This is a genomic window from Myxococcus sp. CA051A, assembly GCF_013336705.1.
GTDB classification, from domain to species: Bacteria; Myxococcota; Myxococcia; order Myxococcales; family Myxococcaceae; genus Myxococcus; species Myxococcus llanfairpwllgwyngyllgogerychwyrndrobwllllantysiliogogogochensis.
On the sequence record NZ_JABUMS010000006.1, the window covers coordinates 1 to 23,870 of the forward strand.

A 23,870-nucleotide genomic window follows, 5' to 3' on the forward strand; every position below is an offset into this window, starting at 1 on the left:
TGACCGCCGCTACCTCGACATGGCCCTGCTGACTTCAAACCCAGACACCGCTGAATGAATCCGCCAAGGAGCCTTCCTCCCCCGTTCCCCCTCCGAACCAACTACACACGATTCGGGACTTGACCCGAGCTGACGCAGAAGGAATTCGCGGACAGACACCAGGTCTCGCTCGGTGCCTTCCAGTACTGGCTGTACAAGAAGTCGAGGGCCACGCCGGTTCGACGGTCCGAGACGGCGGGCAGCCCTCGAGCGGCGTTCCTTCCCGTGGAGGTCATCGCGCCCCCCCGCGCCGCGAGTCCGAGAAGGATTCATGCTTGAGGTGGCGCTGCCGCGCGGGCTGCGCTTGCGCTTCCCGGAGGGGACACAGGCCGAGTACCTCGCGCACCTGGTGGCGGTGCTCGGCTGATGCTGCTGTTGCCCCGAGCGGTGCGAATCCTGCTGGCGCGCGAGCCGGCCGACATGCGCAACAGCATTGATGGGCTGGCCGCGATTGTGGAAGGAGAGTCTCTACGCCGGCCACCTCTTCGTCTTCGTCTCGCGGCGCGGGGACAAGGTGAAGATTCGCTCCTGGGAAAGGCAGGGCGAAATGCGGTCGACACTGCAAGCGATTTGGAAGAAGTCACCATCACCCTGGCGGTCCATCCCTTCCACGGCAGATGGTTTCAGTCTTGCGTGTCGACCGCGACGTATCCCCGTCACTTCCTCGATACGTCTCAGGCTCCAACCCAACCGCCCCAGGGCGATGACCTGCTGCTGCTTCTCGTCGCTCAAGACGTTGCCCATTCCCCGGGCGGACTCCACGTCCTACCCGCGCGTCAACGTCTCGGCCCTCCCCTTTGGCCGGTTTTCAGGGGACCTTCATTGGCCGGTTTTGGGTGACCACTGAGGCCTTTGTTGATGGCCGTGTGAACCGGCTGGGTGATGGCCTTCAGCGCAGATGTGCCACCGCGTGCCAGGCAGGTTGATTGCCATCAGCGACCTGCGCGGCAGTGGCGCACGACTGCTGATGGGAAGGGCTCGCCGGCCCTCCTTCCGCTGCTGGCTGCCACAGTCCCCCGAAGTGCACGGCGCCTCGGCCGAGCGGCGAAGCCTTGGCCGCACCGCGCCCCTCTCTCACCAAGCCGCCTCACGAAATCGCTGGCACCCGAGAACGCATCAGGCATGCCCTCCTCGGGGGTAGTTGCTGCGGGCGGCTTGGTCTTTCGGCACGCCTTGTCGCACGGCCCTTCGTACGCTCAGTAGCATCGGAACAGCGTATGGAAGACGTTGACCAACCCGTGTCGCGCGCGGTCATGCATGCTGTGAAAGGTGTCGGGCAGCGCCGAGCCAAGCACACGCGCCTTCCACGCAGGAGCGCCGGTCGGCATTAGATGCAGCGAGCGGCCTGACTCAAGCCGCTGTTCTATCTCGAAGGCCCATTCGGAAACCTTGCGTGCCTGCACATACCCCAGCATCCCGACGTCGCGGAGATCCGCGCCGTACCTACCGGACACGAAACAGCCGAGCCCGTCCCTGCCGAGGAACGCAGCCACGTGGCGGGGCGTCTTTAGCCGCTTCGCTTCGAATTGGAACCAAGGCCGTGGTCCGGGCGCTGCCCGCTCGATCGCGATGTCCACACGGGGGCGTCGCTTTCCGAGCCTCCGCCCCCCCTTCAACGGCGGGTCGTCATGGAACGAGAAGTGCTCTGCGTTTCGCGGGCAGAGCCGCCCCTTCACAACCTCCCGCATCTTCTCGACGAGCAATCCCGTGATCTCTGGCTCCTGCAGTCGCGAGAGTCGTGCCGGCACAAGACGACTAACGGCGAGGCGCAGCACTTCGTGCACTGCGCGTACGAAAGCGCGCCTGTAGGCGTCCGCTCCGGGCGGGCGTGCCGCCGGTAACCGCCTCGCCTCGCGCATCGACATCTAGGCACCCTCCCCAAAAGGAGCGGCGGCAGCGGCAAAGATTTCATCCGCGTCGTACAATGCTTGGCTCTCGGTCCACCAAAGTCGCTGGAGGGGCTTCAGGATGACCGTCCGGTCCTCCAGGTACAGAAAAACGTTCCGGTCGAAGTAAATCCATTGCGGATCCAGTGCATCGCGGCCTTTGGTGAGCCGAGTCATCTCGCGGCTGACCTCGGGGGAGGCAGTCCGTACGCGCGATCGGCGCTTCGAGAGTCGCGTCTCGAGCCTCACCTCCACGGCGCCCCAGGGCCCGCCATTGAGCACGGTGACCGCGTGCCGGAGCGGCTCGCCTTCGACGAATGCATCTAGTTCCGTCTCAAGCCGACGCGCGTAGGCTTCGAGCTCCTCGGCCTCCGGCTCCCCCACTGACAAGTCCGGAACCTGCCCGTCGATCATCGGCATGCGGACATGCACTAGATCGTGGACGAGCACGCGCTGCTCCTCGGTCAGGTCAAACAAGTTCGCGACGAGCGCGTTGAGCCTCGCCTCAAGCGGCATGAGCGTGTCCCCGTCCGCTTTTCCGACCCATTGCCGTCGCTGTGTCGCCACAAGCTCGTCGTGAAGCGCGACCCATTCCCGGAGTTGCGCGCCTTCAAGCTGCTCAAGCGGCGTCGGCAACCGCTTCAACGTTTCGAGCGTGGAGCGTCCGCCGCGGATGCCTCCCTCGGGAGAGAGGAGGAATTCGCAGTACGCGGCGAGTTCCGAGTTCAGGAACAGGCTCACTGCTTTGAGCAAAGCCGAGCGCGACGGCGCGCCCGCTATGCCGATCTGGCGATCGGGAAAGACCACGAACTCGTCCGAGTATGCAGCGAACGTGCGGCCCCCACTCACAATGACGTGCGGAGGGCGGCTGACCAGCAAAGGACGAGGCCCGCCCCGCTTTCGGTAGAAGCCTAAATCGGGGCCAATGCGCGACAGTGCATCTTCAGGAAGCACGTAGAGCCGTCCCCGATCCTTCAAAGCGCTCGGTTCGAGCCATAGCTTCCCGACAACCTCGGGAAGCGGCTCCACCGGCTCTCCGGCATCCTGCGTCCGGAGCTGGAGCCCTTGCGAGACGATTAGCTCATGCCGTCGGGCGAAATCCTCGAAGCTCGGAAAGTGCGAGACAGTCTCGATCAGCCGCGCATCCCGCAGCGAGCCCCACATAGCGAGCTTCCACGGTAGCGCCGCACCCGTTCGAATCTCGTTCCGCGAGACCGAGCGCACCTCGCTCGCGTTGAGTGTGATGGTCCAAGGGCGCAGCCGTTCACCGGGCGCCGATCTCACCGCAGACTGATTCGCGGCCATTGGCGAGAAGACCAGCACCCTTCCGTCGTCCTCGTCAGGCCTCGAGCGAAAGAAGATTGCTGCGGTCGGCGTCTCGGCTCGCCCACCGAAGAGATCCCGCCTCAGGTTCGAGAAGTTCGCGACGCCCTTGATCGACACCGCGTCGAAGAACCGGCGCCGGAACGCGTCGTCGTCCTTGACCAGCGTCATCGCGGGCAGAAGCAGGCCGACCGTGCCGTCTTCGGCAAGATGATCAATCGCCTTCCACGCGAATGCCTCAGCCACGTCGCGTTTTGTCACCGGCGCAGTTGCCGCGTGCGCGTCGATCCACTGGCGGCCGGCGTCGTCGTCGCCGGCCTTCACCCAAGGCGGATTCCCGACGATCCAGTCGAAGCGCCGTCGCCCGCTCGCTGTCCACGGTGGGTCGGCCTGGAAAAAGTCCCCGTGAAACACGTTCTGGCCCAGCAGGTCAGGTAGCTTGAACTGTGGGGTGCTCTGGAGGTCCGGCGGGGTGAGATAGTCGAGCATCGCGAGCGTGAGACTCAGAGCCGCCACGCGGCAGGCGTCCAGATCGCTGTCGACACCGTAGATGCTTTTCGTCAGCAGATCGCGGAGCGTCGTCGGCCGGAGATCGCCGCCATCCCGCCGGTGCCTTGCGATCAGCCGCCGGTAGCACTGCACGAGGAACGCCCCCGAACCGCAGGACGGGTCCAGCACCTTCATGCCTGGGGCCAGTTCTCGCAGGTCGTCCAGCTCCGCGAGCATGAAGTTCACGAGCGGGATCGGGGTATAGTAGGCACCCTTCTCCTTGTTCGTTCCCTCGACAGCGAGGAACTGCTCATAGACGACCGACAGCGTCTCTACCGGGATAGACGAGAAGTCGTAGGCCTCGAACGGCAGGTGCCGCTGCCCCGTCGTCGGGTTGTCGCCAAGGAAGACCGAGGCCACCTCCTCGATCTGGGTCTTCGTCGGCGCATCCTCACCGGTGAATGGAAATGGAAAAATTGAGCCGTTCAGCCAATTGTCAACGTGGCCAACGAGTGCCTTGATGTCGCTCGGTCGTGCGCCACGCCCGAGCACCGTCCCATCCAGGCCCCAGTCGGCGAGCCGACGATCGGAGAGGATCTCCCGCGCGCGCAGGTAGCGTAAGTAGACGAACTTCCCGATGAGAGCGTGCGCGACGTGCCGCTTTAGTTGCTGCGCTTCGGTGAGCTTCTGCCCGAGCGCGCGGAGGTGCCCAAGCAGTCGCTCGTCAACGCGCGAGGCCCGGCGCATAGCGTCTGCGCGTGACTGCCAAACCGACCCGTCGTCGATGCGCGCGGCCTGGAGGTCGCCGAGTCGTCGCAGGACGTCGTTGAAGCCGACGAGCGCCTCGAGTACCCCTCGCTGCTCGCTTTGGACGCGCTCCTCCCCGCGCTCCCACGAGAACCCCGAGTAGAGCCGTACGCCGCCCGGCAGCCGCACGAGTAGGAACGGCACCACGTTCTGATTCCAGACGGCGTGATGGATCGCGTCAGCGGCGCGCTCCGACTCCGCTTCCGCCACGTAGACGACAGGCGTCGACGTCGCGTTCTCGTCCGAAGAGTCTCGCCGGAGCAAGTAGACGCCCCGCACGTTCCATTGCCGGGCCGCTCGCTCGAAGACGTGCGCAAACTCAGGAGCGCTTCCGAACGCCGCCGGACGCAGGAAGCGGGGGGAGTCGGTGTAGCCAAGGGTTTGGAGCAGGTCGTCGGTCTGCATCACACAGTTGAAGCGGGCAGCTAGATGCCGTGAGCCGCAGTTTGCGGGCACCTGAAAGGCGAGCATCATAGCAGTCGGAGCTGATAAGCCTCAGAACATCTCCCCTGCTCCTCCTGTCCGCAGCGACCGCCCCTGCGTAGGAGCCGGCCACCCCACGCTGCGCAAGATGAGGTACTTGAACGTATAGGCGGAATTGGCGGCCACTCTCACCTCGAAGTATAGGACGGATAGGCGCCCTGTTGAGGGCGGCGGGCTGGTGAAGAGGGGCGAAGAGGGGCCCCTGGAGGGTGACACGCGGGCTGTGCGCCGGACCGGAGCAGAGTCTGTGCTGCGCAGCGCGGGAGACACCCGCTTCACCTTCCTGGTCAACATGGTGGGGCACTACGCCATCGGCCTGCCGCTCACGTGGCTGCTGGGGCTGGGCGTGGTGGGCATCTGGTGGGGCCCGTGCGCGGCGGGACTCATCGCGGTGGCCTTCGCGCTGCTCTGGCGCCTCCACCGCGTGAGCGCCGGCATGCTGCGCCCGCTCGAGGCCTGAGCGGGCGCCAAGGCCCGGTGACTACCAGGGCAGGTACTGCTGAATCATCTCCCGCCACACGGGCCAGTCGTGATTGCCGCCCTGCCAGATGGCGAGCTGGTGGGCCACGTCCTTCTTCCACAGCAGGCTGGAGAGGGCCTCGTCATGCGCTGAAATCAATATGCGCTGAAATCAATCTGCAGGACGGGTGTGTCCGCTTCGATGTCGCGCCGGAACCGCCCCCACCGGTCGAGCGTGCTCTCGTCGAGCACGGCCGGGTCGCGATACTGGTGGAACAGCGCGTAATTCATCGAGCGCTGGAGCGCGAGCAGGTCCGGCACGGCCGCGAGCCACTCGCGATCCATCCGTCGGAGCTCCCGATACCCTTCGAGGAACGGCCCCAGGAACGCGGCCACAGCTTCGTCGCGCGCCTCTCGAGCCTCGCCTCGCGCAATGTAGAAGAGGAGGACCGCGATGTCCTTGACGAACCACGCGTACTCGCAGTTGTCGAAGTCGAACGCGGTGATCTTCCCTTCGGCGAAGCAGAAGTTGTGCATGTGGAGATCGGCGTGGATCAGCCCGTAGCTCTCCGGTGTTCGCGGGAGCCGGTTCAATCGCGCGATGATCGCCGCGGTGCGCTCGCGAACGAGCTTCTCCTCGGGGGGCGCGAACCGGTCGATGTCGACCACGTCGTACTCATGCCATTCCTGGCGCTTGAGCCTGGGGCTCGAAGGCGCGTAGGTCTCCGCGCGGTTGTGGAGCCGCGCGAACAGCCGGCCCATGTCGCGGAACAGGGGGGGCTTCCAGTAGCGCTCCTTGAGCGGAGGCGCGTCGTCGAAGACGACGCCCGGCGCGCGCTCGAACGCGGTGACGACGAAGTAGCTGCCGGGCTCGCGGTCTTCGATCCGCTCCACGAACTGCCCCGAATCGGAGAGGATCGGCGATGCGACTGGAATGCGCGCGGCGGCCAGATAGCGAACGAACTCGACCTCCCCCTGCGTGTAGTCAATCGTTCGCCGCGTACTGTGCGAGATGCGCAAGATAAGGCCATCGCCGTCGTCGTTCTCCGCCTCGTAGACGAAGTTCTCGAAGGCCTGGAGCTCGGTGAGCTGCTCGGGCGACAGGCCATACCGGCGCGCGGCCTCATCGCGAATCGGTTCGTGGAAGCGGCGGACAAGCTCTGGATGCATCGAACCCTCTAGTCCTTCAACGTGAGGCTGCTCCCACCGTAGCCCAGCACGGTCGAGGCAGAGTCGCTGGTGACCGAGACGCCCAGGCCGCGCGCGAGGGTCTCCGCCAACGGGGGGCCATTGCGCGGACGCGTGAACACAGCCAGGTCCATGCCGGTCAGGGGGTGATCCGGGCGCCGGAGCCGCTGGTTCAGCATCGCCTGCTCGCGCTCGACGACGCGCAGGCACCGGCGCTCCAGGGCGAACGCGCTGGCGGCGACGTCAGCGAGCTCGCCGCGGATGGGCTCCGCCACGACCGCCTCTTGCGGCAGCCCGTGCGCGAAGAGCTCGGCCAGTCGCCGCCGGCTCGTGTCCTGCTCGGCGGGATCCAGCTTCGCCAGCTCGTCCAGCGAGGTGCCCTGTGGCGTGCCGGGGAACGCCTCGCCGATGCGCGCGAACAACCAGCGGCTGAGCTTGATCTCGCGCTGGTATGTCTCCGCGAGTGGGAAATCGTCCCGGAGCAACGGGTAACGCGCGACATCGATCGGCGCCTCCACGAACTCTTGCAGCGCGGTGCGCGGGAGGTGTCCGGCGAACGCCGCCCGGAGCCGTTCGTGGAGCAGCCCCTGGCTCGCGCCGAGGAAGCGGACCACCGCTTCGACGCGCTGCCCGAGCAGGCCGTAATCGATCGCGGCGTCGAGATCGCCGAGGCGCGCCGCGATGTCGGGCTGGGCCTCAATCGGCGCAGGGGCCACGCCGGTCAACACCTGCATGTATTCATTGATCAGCGCCGGCGGCCCGGCGCACACGCCGTGCGGACCATTGAAGACCGCGTGACGCTCGGCATAGTCCACGATCGTTTGCACGGTGACGGGCTGCTCGGGGGCGTCGCGCACCAGGTCGTTGGTGACCAGGCGAACTCCGTCGATCAGCCGGAACATGGCCGCGAGCCCGCTGTCGAGCTCTCCGTTCGGCACGGGCTGGTTGCCCCGCACCATCACGTACCCGACCGACGCGAGCGTGCAGACGACCATCATGTGGAGTTCGCCCGCGGTGAGCACGCCCGGGGTCCGGGGCGGCATGCGCGCGAAGAAGGCCTTGCGGAACTGCTCGGTCAGCGAGAGCAGGTCCGGCCACTGACGCGCCATGGCCTTCATCGCGGTCACGTTCATCGGGAGTTCGTTCTGGTACCGACTCCCCGCGTAGTGGCACTGCTTGCGCACGGTTGGGAGATCGAGGAACAAGGTGCGAGGTCCGACGTTGTTCTCGCCCACTTGCCGGCCGTCACCGTCGACCGCCGGATGCGCCACGCGGTAGACCGGTACGACCACCTCGAGGTTCGACAGCTCCAACGCCCGTCCGTACGCCTGTTCGGTCAGCACGGGGCAACGATTGTCGTGGGCGCTGAACGTGAGCGGCTCACGCCCGGCTGGCACCTCACCCAACCGCTCAGGGTAGGACACCGAGGTGCGGCCCGTGGGCGCATCCGAGACCCGCTTCAACACCCCCTGTTCGATCAATGCCTCGAGCAGGTCCCGCATCGTGTCCCAGGAATGGGGCGCGCCGTCCGACCACGCCATGGCGTCGGAGGCTTGAAATTGCTCGACCTGGAGCAGCTTCTCGCCCACGGGCGCGATGTCCGGCTCGTCGAAGATGAGCTCCACCTCGCCATAGAAGAGGTGCAGGACCTGCTGGCCATTCCCCGCGTCGATCCGGTCGTGCGTGAGTCGCCTTCGATGGGGAATGTAGAGAATCTCATCCGCTTGTAGCTGTGCCATGGCTTCTCACTCCCGATTCAGTGTGACGTCGCGCGACCAGGTGCCGCCGAGCGAACGATAGACCGCGACGCGATGGTTGAGCAGCAGCCGCTGTGCTTGCAGACTCGCGCGCTCCAGCCCGACCAGGTTCGTCAGGGCGGAGAGCACCGTCAGGTAGTCCGAACGCCCCTGCTCGAAGAGCCGCCTCGCCTCGTCCAGGAGCCGCCGCCCGAGCTGGACCTGCGCGCGCAGGGCGCGCAGGCTCGTCGCCCCGGTCTCCTCCTGGACCACGGCATCCTGCACCCGTCCGATCGCGGTGTTCAGCGCGAGCTGGTATTGGACGTGGCGACGGTGGAGCTGGATCGGCAGGCGCATGTGCTCGGTGAATCGCCTTCCATCGAAAAAGGCCCAGGTCAGGTTCACGCCGACGACGGACTGGTGGAGGACCGGCTCCGAGAGGCCGACCTTCGCGGCGCCCACGCTGCCCACCAGTTCGATTGTCGGAAGCCAGCTCGCCCGGTTCGCGTTGATGCGGTGCTCGACCTCGGCGACGCGCAGCTCCTGGAGCCGCATCTCCGGCGTGTTCGCGTTCAGGTCTCCTGGCGTTCCGAGTCTGGGCGGAGGCGGGAGATCGGGGAGCTGTCGCTCGAGGGGGACGATGTCGTCCGCGGGATTGGGGACCCGGCCCAGCAGCGCCTTCAGCTCAGAATTCAAGAGCGCGCTCCGGGCGGAGATCAGCGGCACCTGCGCTTCGAGGTTCAGCAGCAACTGCTCCTGCTGCAGCACCGCGAGCCGGGGCGTGAGTTGCTGCTCGAACCGCGCTTGAATCAGCCGCAGCAGCTCCTTGTTGTAGTCGATCTGCCGCAGCGTGAGGTCCCGGAGCGCGCGGGCCTCGAGGATGTCGAACCAGACCTGGGCGATCCGCTGCGCGAGGTCCTGGACGCGGGCCTCGGTGAGCTGCCGCTGCTGCTCGGCGAAGTTCATTCCCGCGCTCCGCTGCGCGGCGAGGTTTCCGAACAGGTCGACCTGGTACCTCACGCCGACATCGGCGGTGGCGATGCTGTACCTGGCCCGGGTTGCCGGCGCGGGCGGAACGATGGCGACCACATGACTCAGCCCCGCCGGGTTGAGGACGCCGACCTGGAGCGGGTACCACCAACCTTGCGGCACGTTGGGGTCGAGCTGGTTCTCGTAGATCAGATCCCGCACGTCGTGCAGGACCAGGCTGTTGGCGAAACACTCCTGGATGGCCGTGTCGAGCGCCGGATCGGCGAACGCCGACCACCAGACCTCGTCCTGGGTGACGTGCTCGGCGGGCCGCGAGGGTGCGCCCTCCTCCTTCGGCGGCCGAGGGCTTGGAGCCCCACCCTCGGGTGCGCTGGACGGTGGAGGCGGCTCGGTGCTCGGCTCGACGGAGGTCGAGTAGCTGCCTGGCGCCTGAGGCGGTGTGACGACGACGGGACGGATCAGCCCACAACCGGAGCAGGTCGTCGCGAGGAGTGCGAGCGTGAGTCGAAGGCTCATGGGTGACTGACGACCACGAGGGCTTTGGCGTGGTTGAGGACGCAGCGCTGCGCGACCCGCATGGTCTCCGGATCGAGGGAGGCGAAGCTCTCGTCGAGGATGACCAGCTCGACCCCCTGCAACAGCGTGCGCGCGATGTAGAGCCGGCTCTTCTCGCCGTGCGAGAGTTGCCAGCCGGTCTCGCCGATCATCTCCTCGAGGCCGGCGGGCATCTTGGCGACCAGTTCGTCCAGCCCGAGCTCCTTGCACAGCGCGGCGGCCTTGGTCCGCAGCTCGGGCGAGGTCGGCCACTCGCGCCCGAGCAGGAGGTTGTACGCGAAGCTGCCGGACAGGACGTGGTTCTCGTGGAACTGCGGCGCGGCGGTGATGCGCTTGCGCCAGCCCGAGGAGCCGAACGTCGCGCGGTCCAACGCGTGCAGCAGCATCACCCCGCCCTGCGGCGTCCTCATGCCCGTGAGCAGCGACACCAGCGTCGACTTGCCACCGCCGGATGGGCCCTCCAGCAGGATGCGGTCGCCCTGCGCTATCTGGAACGAGCAGTTCTCGAGCACCGGCCGGGTGCGCGCGTCGTGCCGGAAGGTCACGCCCCGCGCCTCGATGAGGTTTCCGCCGGCGGCGTCGGTGGGCTTGCCTCCCTCCATTTCGAGCGGGACTTTCGATTCGAGCTCCGGGCGGCCCACCGCGAGCAACAAGTCGCGAATCTGCTCGAACGACACCGCCGCCTGGGAGACCTGCTGGAAGAAGACGGAGACCTCGTCGAAGGCTCGCAGCGCGAGCAAGATGCCGCCCACGGCCACCGCCAGCGCGCTGGCATTGGCCGTACCGCTGGCGAACGTCGGCAGCAAGGTCAGCAGGGCGAGCACCAACCAGCCGTCGCGCAGGAGCGCGGTCAACTGCATGGTCCGGCGATCCATGACCTTCGAGATCTCGGAGTAGGAGCTCAAGCGGACGTCTTCGCCATCATGCCAGCGCTCGAGGGGGAGCTGCGCCAGCCGCGTTCGATGGCCGAGCATGCGCTCGAGCAGGTCGTGGGTGATCTCGACGCGCGCGCCCGACCACGCCCGCTGGACGCCGTAGTGGCGGCGCGCGAGGACGAACGCGACCACGACCCACAGGACGAGCACCATCGCCTGGAGCCACCCTCCCGCCCCGAGCACGAGGATGACGCCCGCCAGGACCAGGTCGACGAGCGACAACACCGCGAGCAGGGCGCCGCCGACCGCGAGCTGCTCGACGACCTCGGCCTCGGCGACGCGGCCGAAATGGCGGCCGATGCCGTCGAGCCGCACCTCGTCGGGGGTCAGCTTGAGGGTTCCCGCGAGGAGCTGCTGCTTGAGCAGCGTTCCGAGCCGGATCGAGAACACGCCCTGCCACCACACCTCGAGCATGCGCAGCGGAATCGCGCACGCGATCACGGCGATCCACCCCAGGAACCAGCCGGTCTCGAGGTGGGCCTGGAGCGCGGCGCGACCGAGCAACCAGAACGAGGCAGCCAGCACCAGCGAGAGGAGCGTGTGGCTCACGAGGATGCCGACGACGAGCGACGGGATGTCGCCAAGCAGCGTCCGCCGGCTCGCGGTGCGCCTGGGGCGCATGATCCAACCGGTGCGCAACTGCGCCTGGCCGAGCCGCTGCAACAGCATCTGGGAGCGGGCGTGCTCGCGCGCACGGGGCGACATCTCCACGCCGCCGAGCAGCTGGTCCACCTCGGCGACGGTGGCTTCCTGCTCTTCGCGCAGGAGCGCGAGCGCGCTCTTCGTCGGGACCGAAACCGCCGTGGCGTCGCGCGCGAGCAGGCGCAGCTTCCCGCGCCGCATCCCCAGCAGCACCAGATAGGACGGGACGCCGTCTCGCCGGACCTGGAGGATGCAGGGCGCGGCGCGTTCGAGGACGTCGGGCAGCTCGCTGTAGAGCGGCGTGATTGGCTCGAGCTCCACGCCGAGTCGATCTCCGAGCGCGAACATCCAGACCCGGCTCGGCTCGACGGCCGCCGCGGGCGGGGCGATCTCACCCGCGGCCCTGCCATAGCCTTGCCTCTGCGCCAGTTGCTCCAGCGCGTCGGGCAGTCGCTCGACCGGCCACAACAGGTCGGAGTTCGAGCGCGTCATCCCACCAGCTCCAAGCCGCCCGCGGCGGGCTCCGCGACCGGCGTCTCCACGGGCTTCGGCGCCGGCCTCTCCACCAGTTGGCCGCCCGAAAGCCACCAATGGCGCCAGTGCCCACCGCCCCAGAGCAGCGTGCGATTCTCCTGGTCGGCGCGAAGGAGCACGGAGTACCGCGACTCCTTGTTCGCGAGCAGCACCTTCGGCGGCCCGTTCTCGAGGATCCGACCGTTCTCGACCACGAGCACGCGATCGAACTCCTGGGTGTGCTCGACGTCGTGGGTGACACAGAGGAGCGTGATGTCCGCCCAGAGCCGCCGGGACTCAGCGAGGAGCCGCGCGCGCCGGTCGCGATCGAGACCGCGAAAGGGCTCGTCGAGGATGGCCAGGCGCACGCCGGAGCGAAGCATCGCGCGCGCCAGGCGCACACGCTGACCCTGGCCTCCCGAGACCAGCCCTCCGCCTTCGCCCAACGACGTCTGCAGCCCGTCTGGAAGCGCCTCGAGGATGTCGAGCATCTCGGCGCCCTTGAGCGCCCCAGACAGTGCCCAGCCGTGCGCGCCATCGTTGCCATACCGGAGGTTGTCGATGAGGCTCTGGTTCCAGAGACTGATCGCCGGATCCACCCAGGCCGTGGTGCGCCGCAGCCGCTCGACAGCGGCCTGATCGAGCACCTGCCCGTCGACCTTGATCTCGCCGCGCGCCGGCCGGAGCCAGCCGAGCAAGAGGCCGACCAGCGTCGACTTGCCTGCTCCGGAGACACCGACCACGGCCACGTGCTCGCCGGGGGCGATGTTCAAGGAAACCTTGTCGAGGATGGTGTGACCGCCGCCTTTCACGCGGACCTTCTCCATCACGATCGAAACGCCGCTCGCGGCGTCCGCAGGCGCGACAGGTTCCTGCACTGGTGCCTCGGGCCGGGCCGGCGTCTCCTTGATGTCGCCGATGATGTCGAGGAGCCGGCGAACCCGGTTCATCGCATTCGGGAACGCGCGGCTCAGCACCATCAGTCGCTGGCCGAGGATGGGGAACCGCAGCGCCCAATAGACGACCAACAACACCAGCGAAGCCCGCTCGGTGCCCGCGAGGTACGAATAGACGAGCAGCATGACGAGGCCGTAGCTCCCCAGCATCAGCCCGCCTTCGAACCCGACCGACAGCGTCTGGATCCAATAGCGCGCCTTGGTCCAGCTGACGAGCAAGGTCTCCTGCGCGCGGCGCAGCGACCGCTCGGCGCCGTGGATCCGGATCGGCGTGAGCCCGACGAGCGCGTTCAGGGTGAATCCACTGAGCGCGCCTGAGTGCATCTGCACGCGCAGGTCGGGCTCGAAAAGCAGCTTCTGCGCGACCAGGGGCACGATCAGCGTGACCGCCGCGAGCGCGAGCACGATGTGCCATGCATACGGTGCGGCCCAGATGAGCGCGGCGGTGATGCTCGCGACCTCGAGCGACAGGATGACGGCCTGCGCGAGCAGCTGCGGCAGCGACCGCATCGCCTGGATGTTGTGCGTGCGAGACGCCATGTCGGAGGCGAGCCGGCTCTGGAAATAGCGGTCCTCCATCTCGGGGAGCTTCTCGAAATACGCCTTCCGCAGCCGCACCTCGAGCCGGCGGCCGATGCCGAGCAATCCCAATGAAATGGGGATCTGGATGACCATGAAGCAGAGCGCGACGCCCGCGAGAACGGCCATGCCCGTCGCGCGTTGCGCGAACGTGCCGAGGTCGCGCCCCAGGTCGAGCACGCCCCGGAGCATCAGCGCTTGCAGGATCCGCCCGAAGGTGGCGAACACCAGTCCCACCGCAATCAGGCCCGGAACGACCCACGAATCTTCGCCTCGCAGGCGGAGCAGCGTTCGAGCCGGGCTCACCTGTTTGGCGACGAGCTCCGTCGCCAGGCTGCTCGCGAGCACGGCTTTCGGCGCGTCTTCGCCCGCGCTCGAAGCCTCGCGCCAACCGCGAACCCGCATCAGCACCGCGCCGGTCATCGACACCTCGCCCTCCACCTCGGGGTTGGGGCGAGCGGACCAATAGGCAGCGGGAATGGGCACTTCGCCGGAAGCGTCCTTCGCAATCATGGATTGCAGCAGACCCGCCGCCGTCCGACCTCGACGGACAGCGCCCGCGCGGATCATCGCTTCGGACGCCCGGCACGCGGCGTCGAGCCTGGCGATCGACAGATACCCGGGGTCCTCGAGCGCCCGGGCAACCAGCTCCCGCGCCTGCGTCGCACCCAGGTCCAGCAGGCGGCGCTCGAACGTCGCGACCGCCTCCTCGGACCCGGCCCATTCGCGCCAGCCGGCCGCCGGAACGGACGTGGTGTGCTGGTACAGGTGGCTCTGCAGCGTCGAAATCCGGGTCCAGTGACGGCCCGCCGCCGGGTCCATGACCTGGATGAATGGGCCGACGCGCTTCCACAGCACGACGAAGTGCGGCCGTCCTCCCGCGCTGAGCGTGACGATGATGGCGGGGAGCGCCTTGGCTTCAGGGACCACCACGTGATCGAGCGGAAGCATCACCTCCTCGGAGTCGAGCCCGAGTTGGTTCGCGACTTCATCCAAGGTGACGATCGAGGTGCCGTCGACGTCCGTCTGACACACTTCGCGAAGGACGCGATAGTTGAGCTCGACGCCCATTCCCGCGAACAGGCTCTTGAGCGAAGCGGGACCGCAGTCCGTCGCCGAGATCTGGATCACCTCGGGAATGATCGAGCGCCGGACCCTGGGAGCAGTCATGGTCAGCGGGCCTCGGCTTCGGGCTGAAACACGGTCATCGGCGGTTCTTCAGGCTGCGGATTCCATTCGCCGAGCGCCCGCATCAGCAGCGCGACAGGCGACGCCCGCGCGACCTCGACCTCCACCGACAGGGTCATGCCGTGGCGGAGCTGGATACGCGGATCGTCCGGCGGTGCGAACTTGAGCTCGACGCGCACCGTACCGGGGATGGCCTCGGGCGTGGCTGTCTGGCCGGGCTCGGTCCCGACGGCCGTCACCCTGGCGGGGACCGTCCCGTAGATGGTGTTCGGGTAGCCGTCGAGCTTGAGGCGCGCCGTCTGGCCGGGCTGGATCAATCCGACGACCTCCTTCGGGAAACGGGCGCGCACCCGCACCTCGGCATTGCTCGCGACGATGGTTCCGACCCGCTGACCATCGGCGATGAATGCTCCCGAGCCGAGCTCCGCCACGTCGACCAGGTGGCCCGTGGCCGGCGCCCGATACAGCTTCCGCTCAATCTGGTACTCAAGACGGTCGATGGCGCCCCGGAGCTCCCGGATCCGCCCCTCGGCGCCCAGCTCCTCGCGCTCGAGTCCGAGCAGCTGCGCGGCGAGGGCTTGACGGCGCACGTTCTGCTCGCGCTGCAGTCGGGTGAGCGCCAGGCCCTGCGCCGTCTGCGCGAAGCTGAGCGCGTCGACATCGGTCTTGCGCTCGAGCTTCTCCATCTCCGAGACCGCGCCGGTCGGGCTCTTGATGGCCAGCTCCGCGCGTTCCACCGCGAGCCGGTGCCTGGGCACGAGCTCCTGCGCCCTCCCTAGCACTTCCTTGACCGCGACCTCGTCCACCCGTGCCGTCAAAGCCGCCTCTTCGCGCTTGTTGGTGATCTGCTGGCGGATGATGGCGAGTTCCTTCTCGGTCGCGGCGAGCGTCGCCTTGCTCCTCTCGAGTTCGAGGCGCTCGGCCCGTGCGTCGAACTCGATGAGAGGGTCGCCTTCCTTGACCTGCTGGTCGAGTTTGAGCATCGAGAGCACGACCCTGCCCGCGCTGGGCGGCTCAATGCGATGGACGGCGTTGTGTGGCTCGATCCGAGCCTGTGAGCTGGCCTTGACGAGCGGGACCTTGGCGAACAGCGACCAGGCGATGAGCCCGCCAGCGCACAACACCATCAGAGCGACGAACACGAGGCGCGTGTCCGACTCGTAGCTCAGGGAACGAAGGGTCCGCTCGAAGGGATATGCCATGGTCCGCGAACCAAAGTCGCCTTAATGGTCGCGCCGTGTCAACACCTCGGCCACTGCTTTGTGATTCACGTTCCCCTTGGCTGAATATGTGCACATCGATGCGACGCGGGACTTCGCCCGCATCGCCGCAATGCGCCACACGTCTGAAGAAACTACTGTTCCTTGGTTCGATTTGACATCCAGTTTCGAGTACACGTAGCGTGTGACTAGAAAGGAGGCACGACATGAAGATCAAGCTCCACGTTCGCGGCGGCCCCAAGGCGCGCGCGTAGTCAGTCGTTTTGACGCCTGCTGTCGAAGCTGGGCGTCCCTCGTTTTCGATACCAGAGAAGGGGTTGATGGGGAGCTTCCATCAGCCCCTTCTCTCATTTCTGGCAACGTCTTGACCTTGCAGGTACTCGTTCCCGCCAGGTTGCTCCAGAACCTCTCAGGTGCTTGAACCGAATATACCAGGGCGCGCCTGAGTGGCTGTTGTAGCAGTCTCGGGGCTTCCCAAAGTGGGGCGGCACCTCAATCCCAACTCCGCAAGTCGGGCAGGTTCGCCCGCCATTTTCTCCCTGCTCCGCCGTGTGCCGCGGCAGCATTGATGAGCAGATCGGCCTGCTTGAGCTGACTTGGCACCATCATCCTCCGACCTGCTGAGTCAGCCACCCTCGGCACGGAGGTTTTGAAGGGTTCAGGCAGCAGCGGCCACTGCTGCCTGGGCCTGGGGGTCCGCTCGCCGAAGCCTGGTGCGGGCGCGGTCTGGAGTGAAACGCCAGCGGACGCGGGCGCCCTCCTTGTTGCGCGTTCGCGCCCACCGGGCCACCTCCCGTTTCCACAGCGCCTCCTTGACCGCGACCTCGTCCACCCCTGCCGTCAAAGCCGCCTCTTCGCGCTCGTTGGCGCTCTGCTGGCGGATGACGGCGAGCTCCTTCTCGGTCGCGGCGAGCGTCGCCTTGCTCCTCTCGAGCGCGAGGCGCTCGGCCTGTGCGTCGAACTCGATGAGAAGGTCGCCCTCCTTGACCTCCTGGTCGAGGTTGGGCAGCGAGAGCACGACCCTTCCGCGCTGGGCGGCTCGATGCGATGGACGGCGTTGTGTGGCTCGATCCGGGCCTGTGAGCTGACCTCGACGAGCGGGACCTTGGCGAACAGCGACCAGGTCATGAGCCCGCCGGCGCACACCACCATCAGAGCAACGAACACGAGGCACGTGTCCGACTCGTAGTTCAGGGAACGAAGGGCCCGCTCGAAGAGATATGCCGGGGTCCGCGAACCAAAGTCGCCTTGATGGTCGCACCCTGTCAACACCTCGGCCACTGCCTTGTGATTCACGCTCCCATTGGCTGAATACGTGCACCTCGATGCGACACGGGACTTCGCCCGCATCGCCGCAATGCGCCACACTTCTGAAGGAACTATTGTTCCTTGGTTCGATTTGACATCCAGTTTCGAGTACACGTAGCGTTCAACTTGAAAGGAGGCACGACATGAAGATCAAGCTCCACGTCCGCGGCGGCCCGAAGGCGCGCTAGTAGTCAGTCGTTTGACGCCAGCTGTCGTATCTGGGCGTCCCTCGTTTCCGATTACCAGAGGGGGGTTGATGGGGATCTTCCATCAGCCCCTCCTCTCATTTCTGGCAACGTCTTGACCTTGCAGGTGCTCGTTCCCGCCAGGTTGCTCCAGAACCTCTCAGGTGCTTGAACCGAATATTCCAGGGCGCTTCTGGGTGGCTGTTGTAGCAGTCTCGGGGCTTCCCAAAGCGGGGTGGCACCTCAATCCCAACTCCGCAAGTCGGGCAGGCTCGCCCGCCATTTTGTCCCTGCTCCGCCGTGTGCCGCGCCAGCATTGATGAGCAAATCGGCCTGCTTGAGCTGACTTGGCACCATCATCCTCCGACCTGCTGAGTCAGCCACCCTCGGCGAGTATCTCGGCACAGAGATTTTGAAGGGGTCAGGCAGCAGCGGACGCGGGCACCCTCCTTGTTGCGCGCCCGCTCCCACCGGGCCACCTCCCGTTTCAAGGTGGCCTTGGTGCCAATTCGCCTGTCCAGGCCTTGGCGGGTGAGCCCACTGATTTCAATCTCCACCGTGTTCAGCGTCGTAACGGCGGGGCTTGACAGTCATGGCCGGCAGGGCGTGCGGGCTTCTCCCATCAACTGGCAGGGAGTCTCATCGAAACAGACCACCGGCCTCTTGGCGGCTGGTGGTTCGAGGGGGGGGGCCGCGAAGTCATCAGATGATCGCCATTCCGCGAGAGGGCGTGCAGGCCCCCCTGGCTCCAGCTTCTCGTTGTGACGCCGGCCAGCGCCCAACCCTCGGAGCTGGCCGGAGTTGCCCTCCGTGATTGACGTCATCCCCTGGCTGAGCCCGTCACACCACGGACTGGCGACAGGCGCGCGACAGATGCTCCTGGCCGTCCTGGGCGAAGCGCCGCACCAACTCGTCCCGACCGCGCTTCCCGTGTTCGAGCAAGTACGCCAGCTCCACGGGCATCAACACCTTGACGGTGACCAGCCGCACCTCGCCCGCCGACAGGGTGAAGCGGACAGGCAGCGTGCTCGATTCCATCCCCAGCAACACCCCCACCCGGCCCTCCTTCGTCAGCAGAGAATCAGGCATCCCCTGGCCTGAGACTTCCATGGAAAGAAAGCCTGCCTTCACCTTCTCACGCACGCTTTCGTGTGCCGCGAGTTCGTCCCCCACCCGCTCCAACACCTGCAGGTGCCAGCTCTTCTCGACATGATCGAGGGGCTCGTTTGTCTCCAGGGCCAATTCCACACCGAAGCCCACCGACGGCTCCGCGCGGTCCACGAAGGAGTCCGAGAGGCCATCCGTCACCAGCAGGGTCCGTTCATTCCCGCGGTGGACGACACGCCACGCCTGACGCCGGGCTGGCCAGCAACCACCGACGACGATGGGAATGATGACCTCTTCGTCCAGCCTCCCCAGACTTCGCCAGAAGGCGCTCCGGGCAGCGTCTGTCTGCTCCGCCAGCGTCATGAGCCTCCGGTTGCGTTCGCGTTCCTCCGGTCTGAGGTCGCTCGGACCGGTGACCTCCTCGAATTTCCCCCCCGTGACGCCCGCTCCTACCAGAGCCTCCTTGATGTCCTCGGACACGATGAGTGTCCCAGTCCAGCCCCAGGTCCGGAACACCTTCGCATCACCTACCTTCGTCGGGTCGATTCGCATGCCCGACACACTGCGATACTGCCCGACCTTCTCCGGGCGCCCATCCTCCGACTTCCAGTACCTCACCTCGCGGGAGGTATTGTCATCAATGCACCGGATCAGTCGAGTAGCCACGAGGATACAGTACGGCCCAGGCAGCCCGTCGATGTCGACCGAGATGACCTGCACATCGTCAGGCGCCAGCTCCGCGAAGATGGTTGCGACTCTCTGATGAACGACGGGAGCGCCACCAACGTCCGTCAGCGTGAAGTCGAGAGGGCTCCCAGGGTGGTAGCTGGGAATCCGGAACCGCTCTCCAATCGCAACGGGGCAGCCCTCCGTGAACTGCCACGGGTCGTCCACCTCTCGCCCCTGTGAGTCCGTGGGGTCTCCCAGCAACCAGCGCCCCTGGATCTCCATGTCATCAGCTAGCTCAAAGAATCGCTTCGCCATGAGTTTTTCCTCACCTCACTCAGTCCGCGTCACCAGCTTGTTGAGATCGGTGCCCGGCGTGGATATCTGTACCGACAAATCCCTCAGTTCCGCCGTCAGACTTTCACGACACTGCTGAATGCTCCTGCAGCGCCTCATCGCGTCCTGCAGTCGGCGGAACACCTCTCGATGATATTCAACGGGGTGAGGCCCTTTGTGGCCCGACACGCGAACCCTATTGACGGCGTCGCCGAGTGACATTCCGGCCCGGTCGAAGAGCCTCTGGAATCTAGGGGACCACGGGCCACCGTTGCTGATGGAGTCCCACCACTTGTTCGTGGCGATGTGGTGTTCGTGCGCAGCGGTCGCCACCGGCTCTGCCGCCACGGCTTGCGTACCCCGTGCTGTCTCCGCGACAGCCTCCGGGTCCAAGGCGATGGTGATGACTCCTCCCGGAGCCACCGCCACGGAGGTGACCTGCCCTGCCGCCGCCAGCCTGAAGCCGCCCTGCTCGACTCCAACCAGTGCCGCCTGTGCGGAACCAGGGAGCGTGGGGATCCGTGCAGCCAGCGTCTGAGCCGTACTGCCCAGCGCCGCCATGGCCAGCATGACGAACGCCCGCGCGGCGTTCTTTCCCATCACCTCCCCGTACTTCTCTCCGGCATCCTCGATCTCATCGAAGGTAGTCGCGACCTCCACCTCCGTCGCCAACACCTTCCAGCCTTGGACAAGGCTCCACACCGTGTCCCAACCCAGGTAAGCAATGAGCGCCACAGTCAGCGTCGCGGCGATTCCCTTCGAAAGAACCGGGTCAGGCGCCAGCCACAACGCGAAGTAGACGGCTCCCGTCGTGGCGAGCATCGTCACCATTGCATCCTTGTCCGTCAGGTCCTCCAGTGCCTCCGCCGTTTCATCCCAGACCGAGTCCAGGGCCAGACGAAAGGCCAGCGTGCGCTTGCCGTCCTCGTTCAGCGTGACGTCCTCAGCCAGCAGATGCAGACAGTCCTGAGGCTTTTTCTGGCGCTGGCACCAGCGTCCGTAGGCACTCGCCAACTCCGTTTGCGCACCCTGCTCCTCCTTCACAAGAAGACGACCCCGCTGCGGATCTTCGACGGAGACCAATCCCAATCGCCCGCGCACATGAGACGAAGTGCGAGCGGGTCCCAGGTTGAACAGCCTCAGCGTTGCTTCTTTTGGTCGAGAGGTGCGTGGCGAGGTGCGCGCCAGCTTCTGGACTGCCTCCTGAAACTCGTCGACCTCCAGTCTGACTGGCTCGTCGTCCGTACGTGGCGTGTAAACAAGGGCGAGCCCCTCGCCCGTTTCCAGGCGCACGACGCGCGTGGTCGCGCAGCCTGTTCCCAGAAACACCAGCAGCACCACCATGCCCCAGTGCAGCGTCATGCGCCTCCCCTCGTCATTGCTTCCCATCTTGAGGGACGAAATCCATGGAGTACCAGCGCGGATTGACCGCTCCCAGGGAGAGTGATGCAGAGATGCTCCACGCCACAGCCCGCGGCAAAGCGACCTGGTGGGAGTCTTTCGCTGACATCCAGCCTTCAGCACGGGTGCCGCTGGCTGGCGACGTCATTGTCCGAAGCAACGGCGCCTGGAGGGCGGCCCCCGCCGCGCGGGCCCCTCTCCGGATTTATCTCCGGGCAGGCAAGGACCCAGCACCACGAGTACGGCTGGGCTGCTCAGGCCCCAGGCTCGGCAAGGTCCTCTGTTCCGCATGCCACCCGGGTGGAAAGGACGCCCGGTCCGGCACGGAGGTCCACTTCCGGAAGGGCCCTGTGCCCGCCCCGCGCTCTGAAGCCCGACGGAGGCAACATCCTGGTCGCCTGGTCGCTTCGAAGTTCTTGCGGTGACGCGACGCTCCCGATATACGGGCCCTCACTTCACGGCCAGGTAGCTCACCTGGTTAGAGCGGCGGTCTCATAATCCGCAGGTAGTCGGTTCAAGTCCGACCCTGGCCACTGCCCCGGAGTCACTTTCTGAGTGATTCCGGGGCTTTTCTTTTTTCGTGGCACTGGGACTCCCCCAAGGGGCCAGCCCCACGCCGGAGCGGCTCAGGCGTCGTAACCCGTGGCCCCCCGCAGCACGACGACCGTGCGCGTCGCCGGGTAGGTTGAACGCGTGGCAGTTGTGGCAGCGGACCTCCTGCGTCGCGAGCCACGCCTGGACCTCGCCACCCACGGCGTAGGCATCAATCCCCGCCAGCAGTGCCGCCCCGTCACCGGAGTCGTTCGACGACAGCAGGAGGCTCTGCGCAAGCCCCGCCCGGTTCGTCGCGATACCCTCCGTGAACGTCGGGGAGTCCTGGTACCGCATTCGAGCCACGGAAGCCGAAGAAGCGCGGATACACACCGTGTAGCTCGTGGCCGTCCCCGTGAAGGTCTCCACGGAGATGAACAGCGGCAGGCCCGACAGGCCCCATACAACCAGACACGCAACCAACAGCAACAGGTTGCAAAGCCTCATCAGTCCGCTCCAGGCGGTTGACTCAGGGAATAAACAAGAACGTGACCATCCGGCCACGAGACATGCCAATCCCGTCACACCCGCGCGAGCACCGAGTCGCTGTCGGATTGATACACCCTCGGAAAGCAGCGCCGGCCCGAACCCAGGGCCGACGCCTCACGACCTTCAGCTCAGGAGTCGTAACCCGTATAGCCCTGCAGCACGACGACCTTGCGACTGGCCGGGTAGTACAGCACGGCATACTGGTAGAACTCGTGGCAGTTGTGGCAGGGCACTTCCTGCGTGGCAATCCATGCCTGGATTTCCCCACCGCCCGCGTAGGCATCAATGGCCGCCAGCACCGCGAGGCCATTGCCGTAGTAGTTCGAGCTCAGGAAGATGCTCTGGGACAGGCCCGCGCGGTTGGTGAAGATGCCGTCCTCGGGGAACGGAAGGCCCTGGTTCAGGTCCGCCACCTTGGCCAGCACCGCCTGGATGGTCACCGGAGTCGCGGGGCACTGCGGGGTGATGTAGGCATTGATGGTGTCCAGATAATGCCAGGCACCACTGTTGGAGCCGGCATTCCAAGCCACCCGCGCCGGCTCCAGCGACGACGCGTTGATGGCCGTCAACGACAGCGGCACCGCGGGACATACCTTCGCCAGCGACGCGGCGGACTCGTCCGCCTGCACCAGCGACACGGACTCCCGAACTCCCTCGGCGCCAGCGGAGAACGAAAAGACAGCGGCAGCGGCGACGCACACACGACGAATGTTCATCAGTTCGCTCCAGGTGAGAAGTCCGCGAATTACCACACTAATTTGAGAAAACGGATAACAAAGGTGTCACTTCCACCCCGCGTGGTCCGGGCCGTTTTGTTGACGAGTCCCCGGAGCGCCCTCCTAATGCCAGGACAGGTCGGTAGCGGCCTGTAGCAGCCACGCCAGGAGGAACCCCCGATGCAAGATGGAAACGCCAGCCCCCTGAGCCCCGAGCTTCCCGTGTCCCCGGCCGCAGCCGAGGTCTCCGTGGACGCACGTGGGCCCGAGGCCGACATCGTCTCCACCCACGTCCTGGTGCCGGAGGAGCAGGTCCAGAAGCTGCGCGAGCTGGCGCGGCGGACCCGCATCCACCAGAGCGAGTACCTCCGCGAGGCGGTGGAGGACCTGCTCGGCAAGTACGGCCGAGGCCCCGCGAAGGAAGAAGGCCAGTCGTGACGCGTCGGGCCTTCATGCAGCACGGAATGCCGCCCCGCACGCGCGAGCACCTGTCGCCCGCGCGGCTCCATGACGCGGAGACGGCGCGTGGCCCGCGCGCTCGTCCGGCCTCCGAGCGCCCCACCTCCATCCGCGACGCCATCATTCGCTGGTTGGACCAGGAGTTGTAGGACCGACACACCCGGCCCCTGTCTGGAGGCTGGCGACACGCGCGGGCTAGGCTGGCGGCATCCTTTCGCAGGAGCCCCGCACCCCATGCGCTCTCTCATCCTGACCGCCACCCTCGCCGTCGCCGCCTCCGGCTGTTCCACCACCGGTGGCTTCCAGAAGCTCTACCCCGGCATGACGGCGCGGGAAGTCGTAGATGCCATGGGCGAAGGCCCCACCCGGGCCCAGGAGTTCCCCGACAAGTCCACCGCCTGGTACTACGGCGAGGACCGCTGCGTGCTGATGCGCGACGACAAGCTCGTCTCCAAGGCGACGTCGAAGGAGCGCGTCGCGGTGGACACCCCCGTCGTCTCCATCCGGGACACCGCCAAGGCCTGGTGCGCGCCGGACGGCTACGCCGACGAGGGCCGCAGCGAGCACCAGGTCGACACGCCCTTCGGCACCATCAAGCGGAACATCGACCCGTCGGCGCCCTGA

Annotated in this window: 17 protein-coding genes, 1 tRNA gene and 1 pseudogene; 5 read left to right on the top strand and 14 right to left on the bottom strand. The window is 66.5% G+C overall.

Annotation, left to right across the window (positions count from 1 at the left end; translation table 11 throughout):
* Positions 1-507: 507 nt before the first annotated feature.
* The 3 genes from HUA74_RS18590 to HUA74_RS18600 all read right to left on the bottom strand — a co-directional run bounded on the left by HUA74_RS18590 (position 508) and on the right by HUA74_RS18600 (position 4,949).
* Positions 508-783: a hypothetical protein gene (locus HUA74_RS18590; protein ID WP_174455570.1), complete on the bottom strand. Its 276-nt coding sequence runs from the start codon at positions 781-783 to the stop codon at positions 508-510.
* 452 nt (positions 784-1,235) lie between these two features.
* Positions 1,236-1,742, bottom strand: coding sequence for a hypothetical protein (locus tag HUA74_RS18595; RefSeq protein WP_217443506.1), 507 nt, complete (start codon positions 1,740-1,742; stop codon positions 1,236-1,238).
* Between the two features lie 162 nt (positions 1,743-1,904).
* Entirely contained in the window at positions 1,905-4,949 is a 3,045-nt protein-coding gene (locus HUA74_RS18600) for a class I SAM-dependent DNA methyltransferase (protein ID WP_174455575.1), read from the bottom strand.
* 325 nt (positions 4,950-5,274) lie between these two features.
* Between HUA74_RS18600 and HUA74_RS18605 the strand changes: the two are divergent.
* Positions 5,275-5,487: pseudogene (locus HUA74_RS18605) on the top strand (MATE family efflux transporter); the annotation flags it as partial.
* A gap of 21 nt (positions 5,488-5,508) precedes the next feature.
* Here HUA74_RS18605 and HUA74_RS18610 read toward each other — a convergent pair.
* The 10 genes from HUA74_RS18610 to HUA74_RS18655 all read right to left on the bottom strand — a co-directional run bounded on the left by HUA74_RS18610 (position 5,509) and on the right by HUA74_RS18655 (position 20,952).
* A complete protein-coding gene (locus HUA74_RS18610; RefSeq protein WP_254625128.1) occupies positions 5,509-5,646 on the bottom strand; it encodes a hypothetical protein in 138 nt (45 codons plus the stop codon).
* Positions 5,643-6,656, bottom strand: coding sequence for a phosphotransferase enzyme family protein (locus HUA74_RS18615; RefSeq protein ID WP_174455576.1), 1,014 nt, complete (start codon positions 6,654-6,656; stop codon positions 5,643-5,645). Before HUA74_RS18615 ends, HUA74_RS18610 begins: the two co-directional genes overlap by 4 nt.
* 8 nt (positions 6,657-6,664) lie before the next feature.
* Complete coding sequence (locus HUA74_RS18620; RefSeq protein ID WP_174455577.1) at positions 6,665-8,413, bottom strand: hypothetical protein; 1,749 nt, start codon at positions 8,411-8,413, stop codon at positions 6,665-6,667.
* A 6-nt stretch (positions 8,414-8,419) separates the two neighbouring features.
* Positions 8,420-9,916 (bottom strand): TolC family protein, encoded by a 1,497-nt coding sequence (locus HUA74_RS18625; RefSeq protein WP_174455578.1) that lies wholly within the window; start codon positions 9,914-9,916, stop codon positions 8,420-8,422.
* Positions 9,913-12,024: an ABC transporter ATP-binding protein gene (locus HUA74_RS18630; protein ID WP_174455579.1), complete on the bottom strand. Its 2,112-nt coding sequence runs from the start codon at positions 12,022-12,024 to the stop codon at positions 9,913-9,915. The genes HUA74_RS18625 and HUA74_RS18630 overlap by 4 nt, the downstream gene beginning before the upstream one ends.
* Positions 12,021-14,750 (bottom strand): ATP-binding cassette domain-containing protein, encoded by a 2,730-nt coding sequence (locus tag HUA74_RS18635; RefSeq protein ID WP_174455580.1) that lies wholly within the window; start codon positions 14,748-14,750, stop codon positions 12,021-12,023. Before HUA74_RS18635 ends, HUA74_RS18630 begins: the two co-directional genes overlap by 4 nt.
* 2 nt (positions 14,751-14,752) lie before the next feature.
* Positions 14,753-15,970: an HlyD family secretion protein gene (locus tag HUA74_RS18640; protein ID WP_174455581.1), complete on the bottom strand. Its 1,218-nt coding sequence runs from the start codon at positions 15,968-15,970 to the stop codon at positions 14,753-14,755.
* Between the two features lie 676 nt (positions 15,971-16,646).
* Positions 16,647-17,006, bottom strand: a complete 360-nt coding sequence (locus HUA74_RS45680) for a hypothetical protein (protein WP_254625129.1) — start codon at positions 17,004-17,006, stop codon at positions 16,647-16,649.
* A gap of 1,315 nt (positions 17,007-18,321) precedes the next feature.
* The gene (locus HUA74_RS18650; RefSeq protein ID WP_174455582.1) at positions 18,322-19,572 is read right to left on the bottom strand and encodes an imm11 family protein; all 1,251 of its coding nucleotides are present in this window, start codon (positions 19,570-19,572) and stop codon (positions 18,322-18,324) included.
* Between the two features lie 15 nt (positions 19,573-19,587).
* Complete coding sequence (locus HUA74_RS18655; RefSeq protein WP_254625130.1) at positions 19,588-20,952, bottom strand: AHH domain-containing protein; 1,365 nt, start codon at positions 20,950-20,952, stop codon at positions 19,588-19,590.
* Between the two features lie 498 nt (positions 20,953-21,450).
* On the opposite strand from HUA74_RS18655, the gene HUA74_RS18660 reads away from it, so the two are divergent.
* Positions 21,451-21,524 (top strand) — tRNA-Ile (locus HUA74_RS18660).
* 675 nt (positions 21,525-22,199) lie between these two features.
* On the opposite strand, the gene HUA74_RS18665 is transcribed toward HUA74_RS18660, so the two are convergent.
* Positions 22,200-22,787 (bottom strand): hypothetical protein, encoded by a 588-nt coding sequence (locus tag HUA74_RS18665; RefSeq protein ID WP_174455584.1) that lies wholly within the window; start codon positions 22,785-22,787, stop codon positions 22,200-22,202.
* A gap of 180 nt (positions 22,788-22,967) precedes the next feature.
* Here HUA74_RS18665 and HUA74_RS18670 point away from each other — a divergent pair, with 180 nt between their 5' ends.
* From HUA74_RS18670 to HUA74_RS18680, 3 genes are all read left to right on the top strand, one after another.
* Positions 22,968-23,225: a ribbon-helix-helix domain-containing protein gene (locus tag HUA74_RS18670; RefSeq protein WP_141645598.1), complete on the top strand. Its 258-nt coding sequence runs from the start codon at positions 22,968-22,970 to the stop codon at positions 23,223-23,225.
* Positions 23,222-23,395: a hypothetical protein gene (locus tag HUA74_RS18675; RefSeq protein ID WP_174455571.1), complete on the top strand. Its 174-nt coding sequence runs from the start codon at positions 23,222-23,224 to the stop codon at positions 23,393-23,395. The genes HUA74_RS18670 and HUA74_RS18675 overlap by 4 nt, the downstream gene beginning before the upstream one ends.
* An 85-nt stretch (positions 23,396-23,480) precedes the next feature.
* Entirely contained in the window at positions 23,481-23,870 is a 390-nt protein-coding gene (locus HUA74_RS18680; RefSeq protein ID WP_141645597.1) for a hypothetical protein, read from the top strand.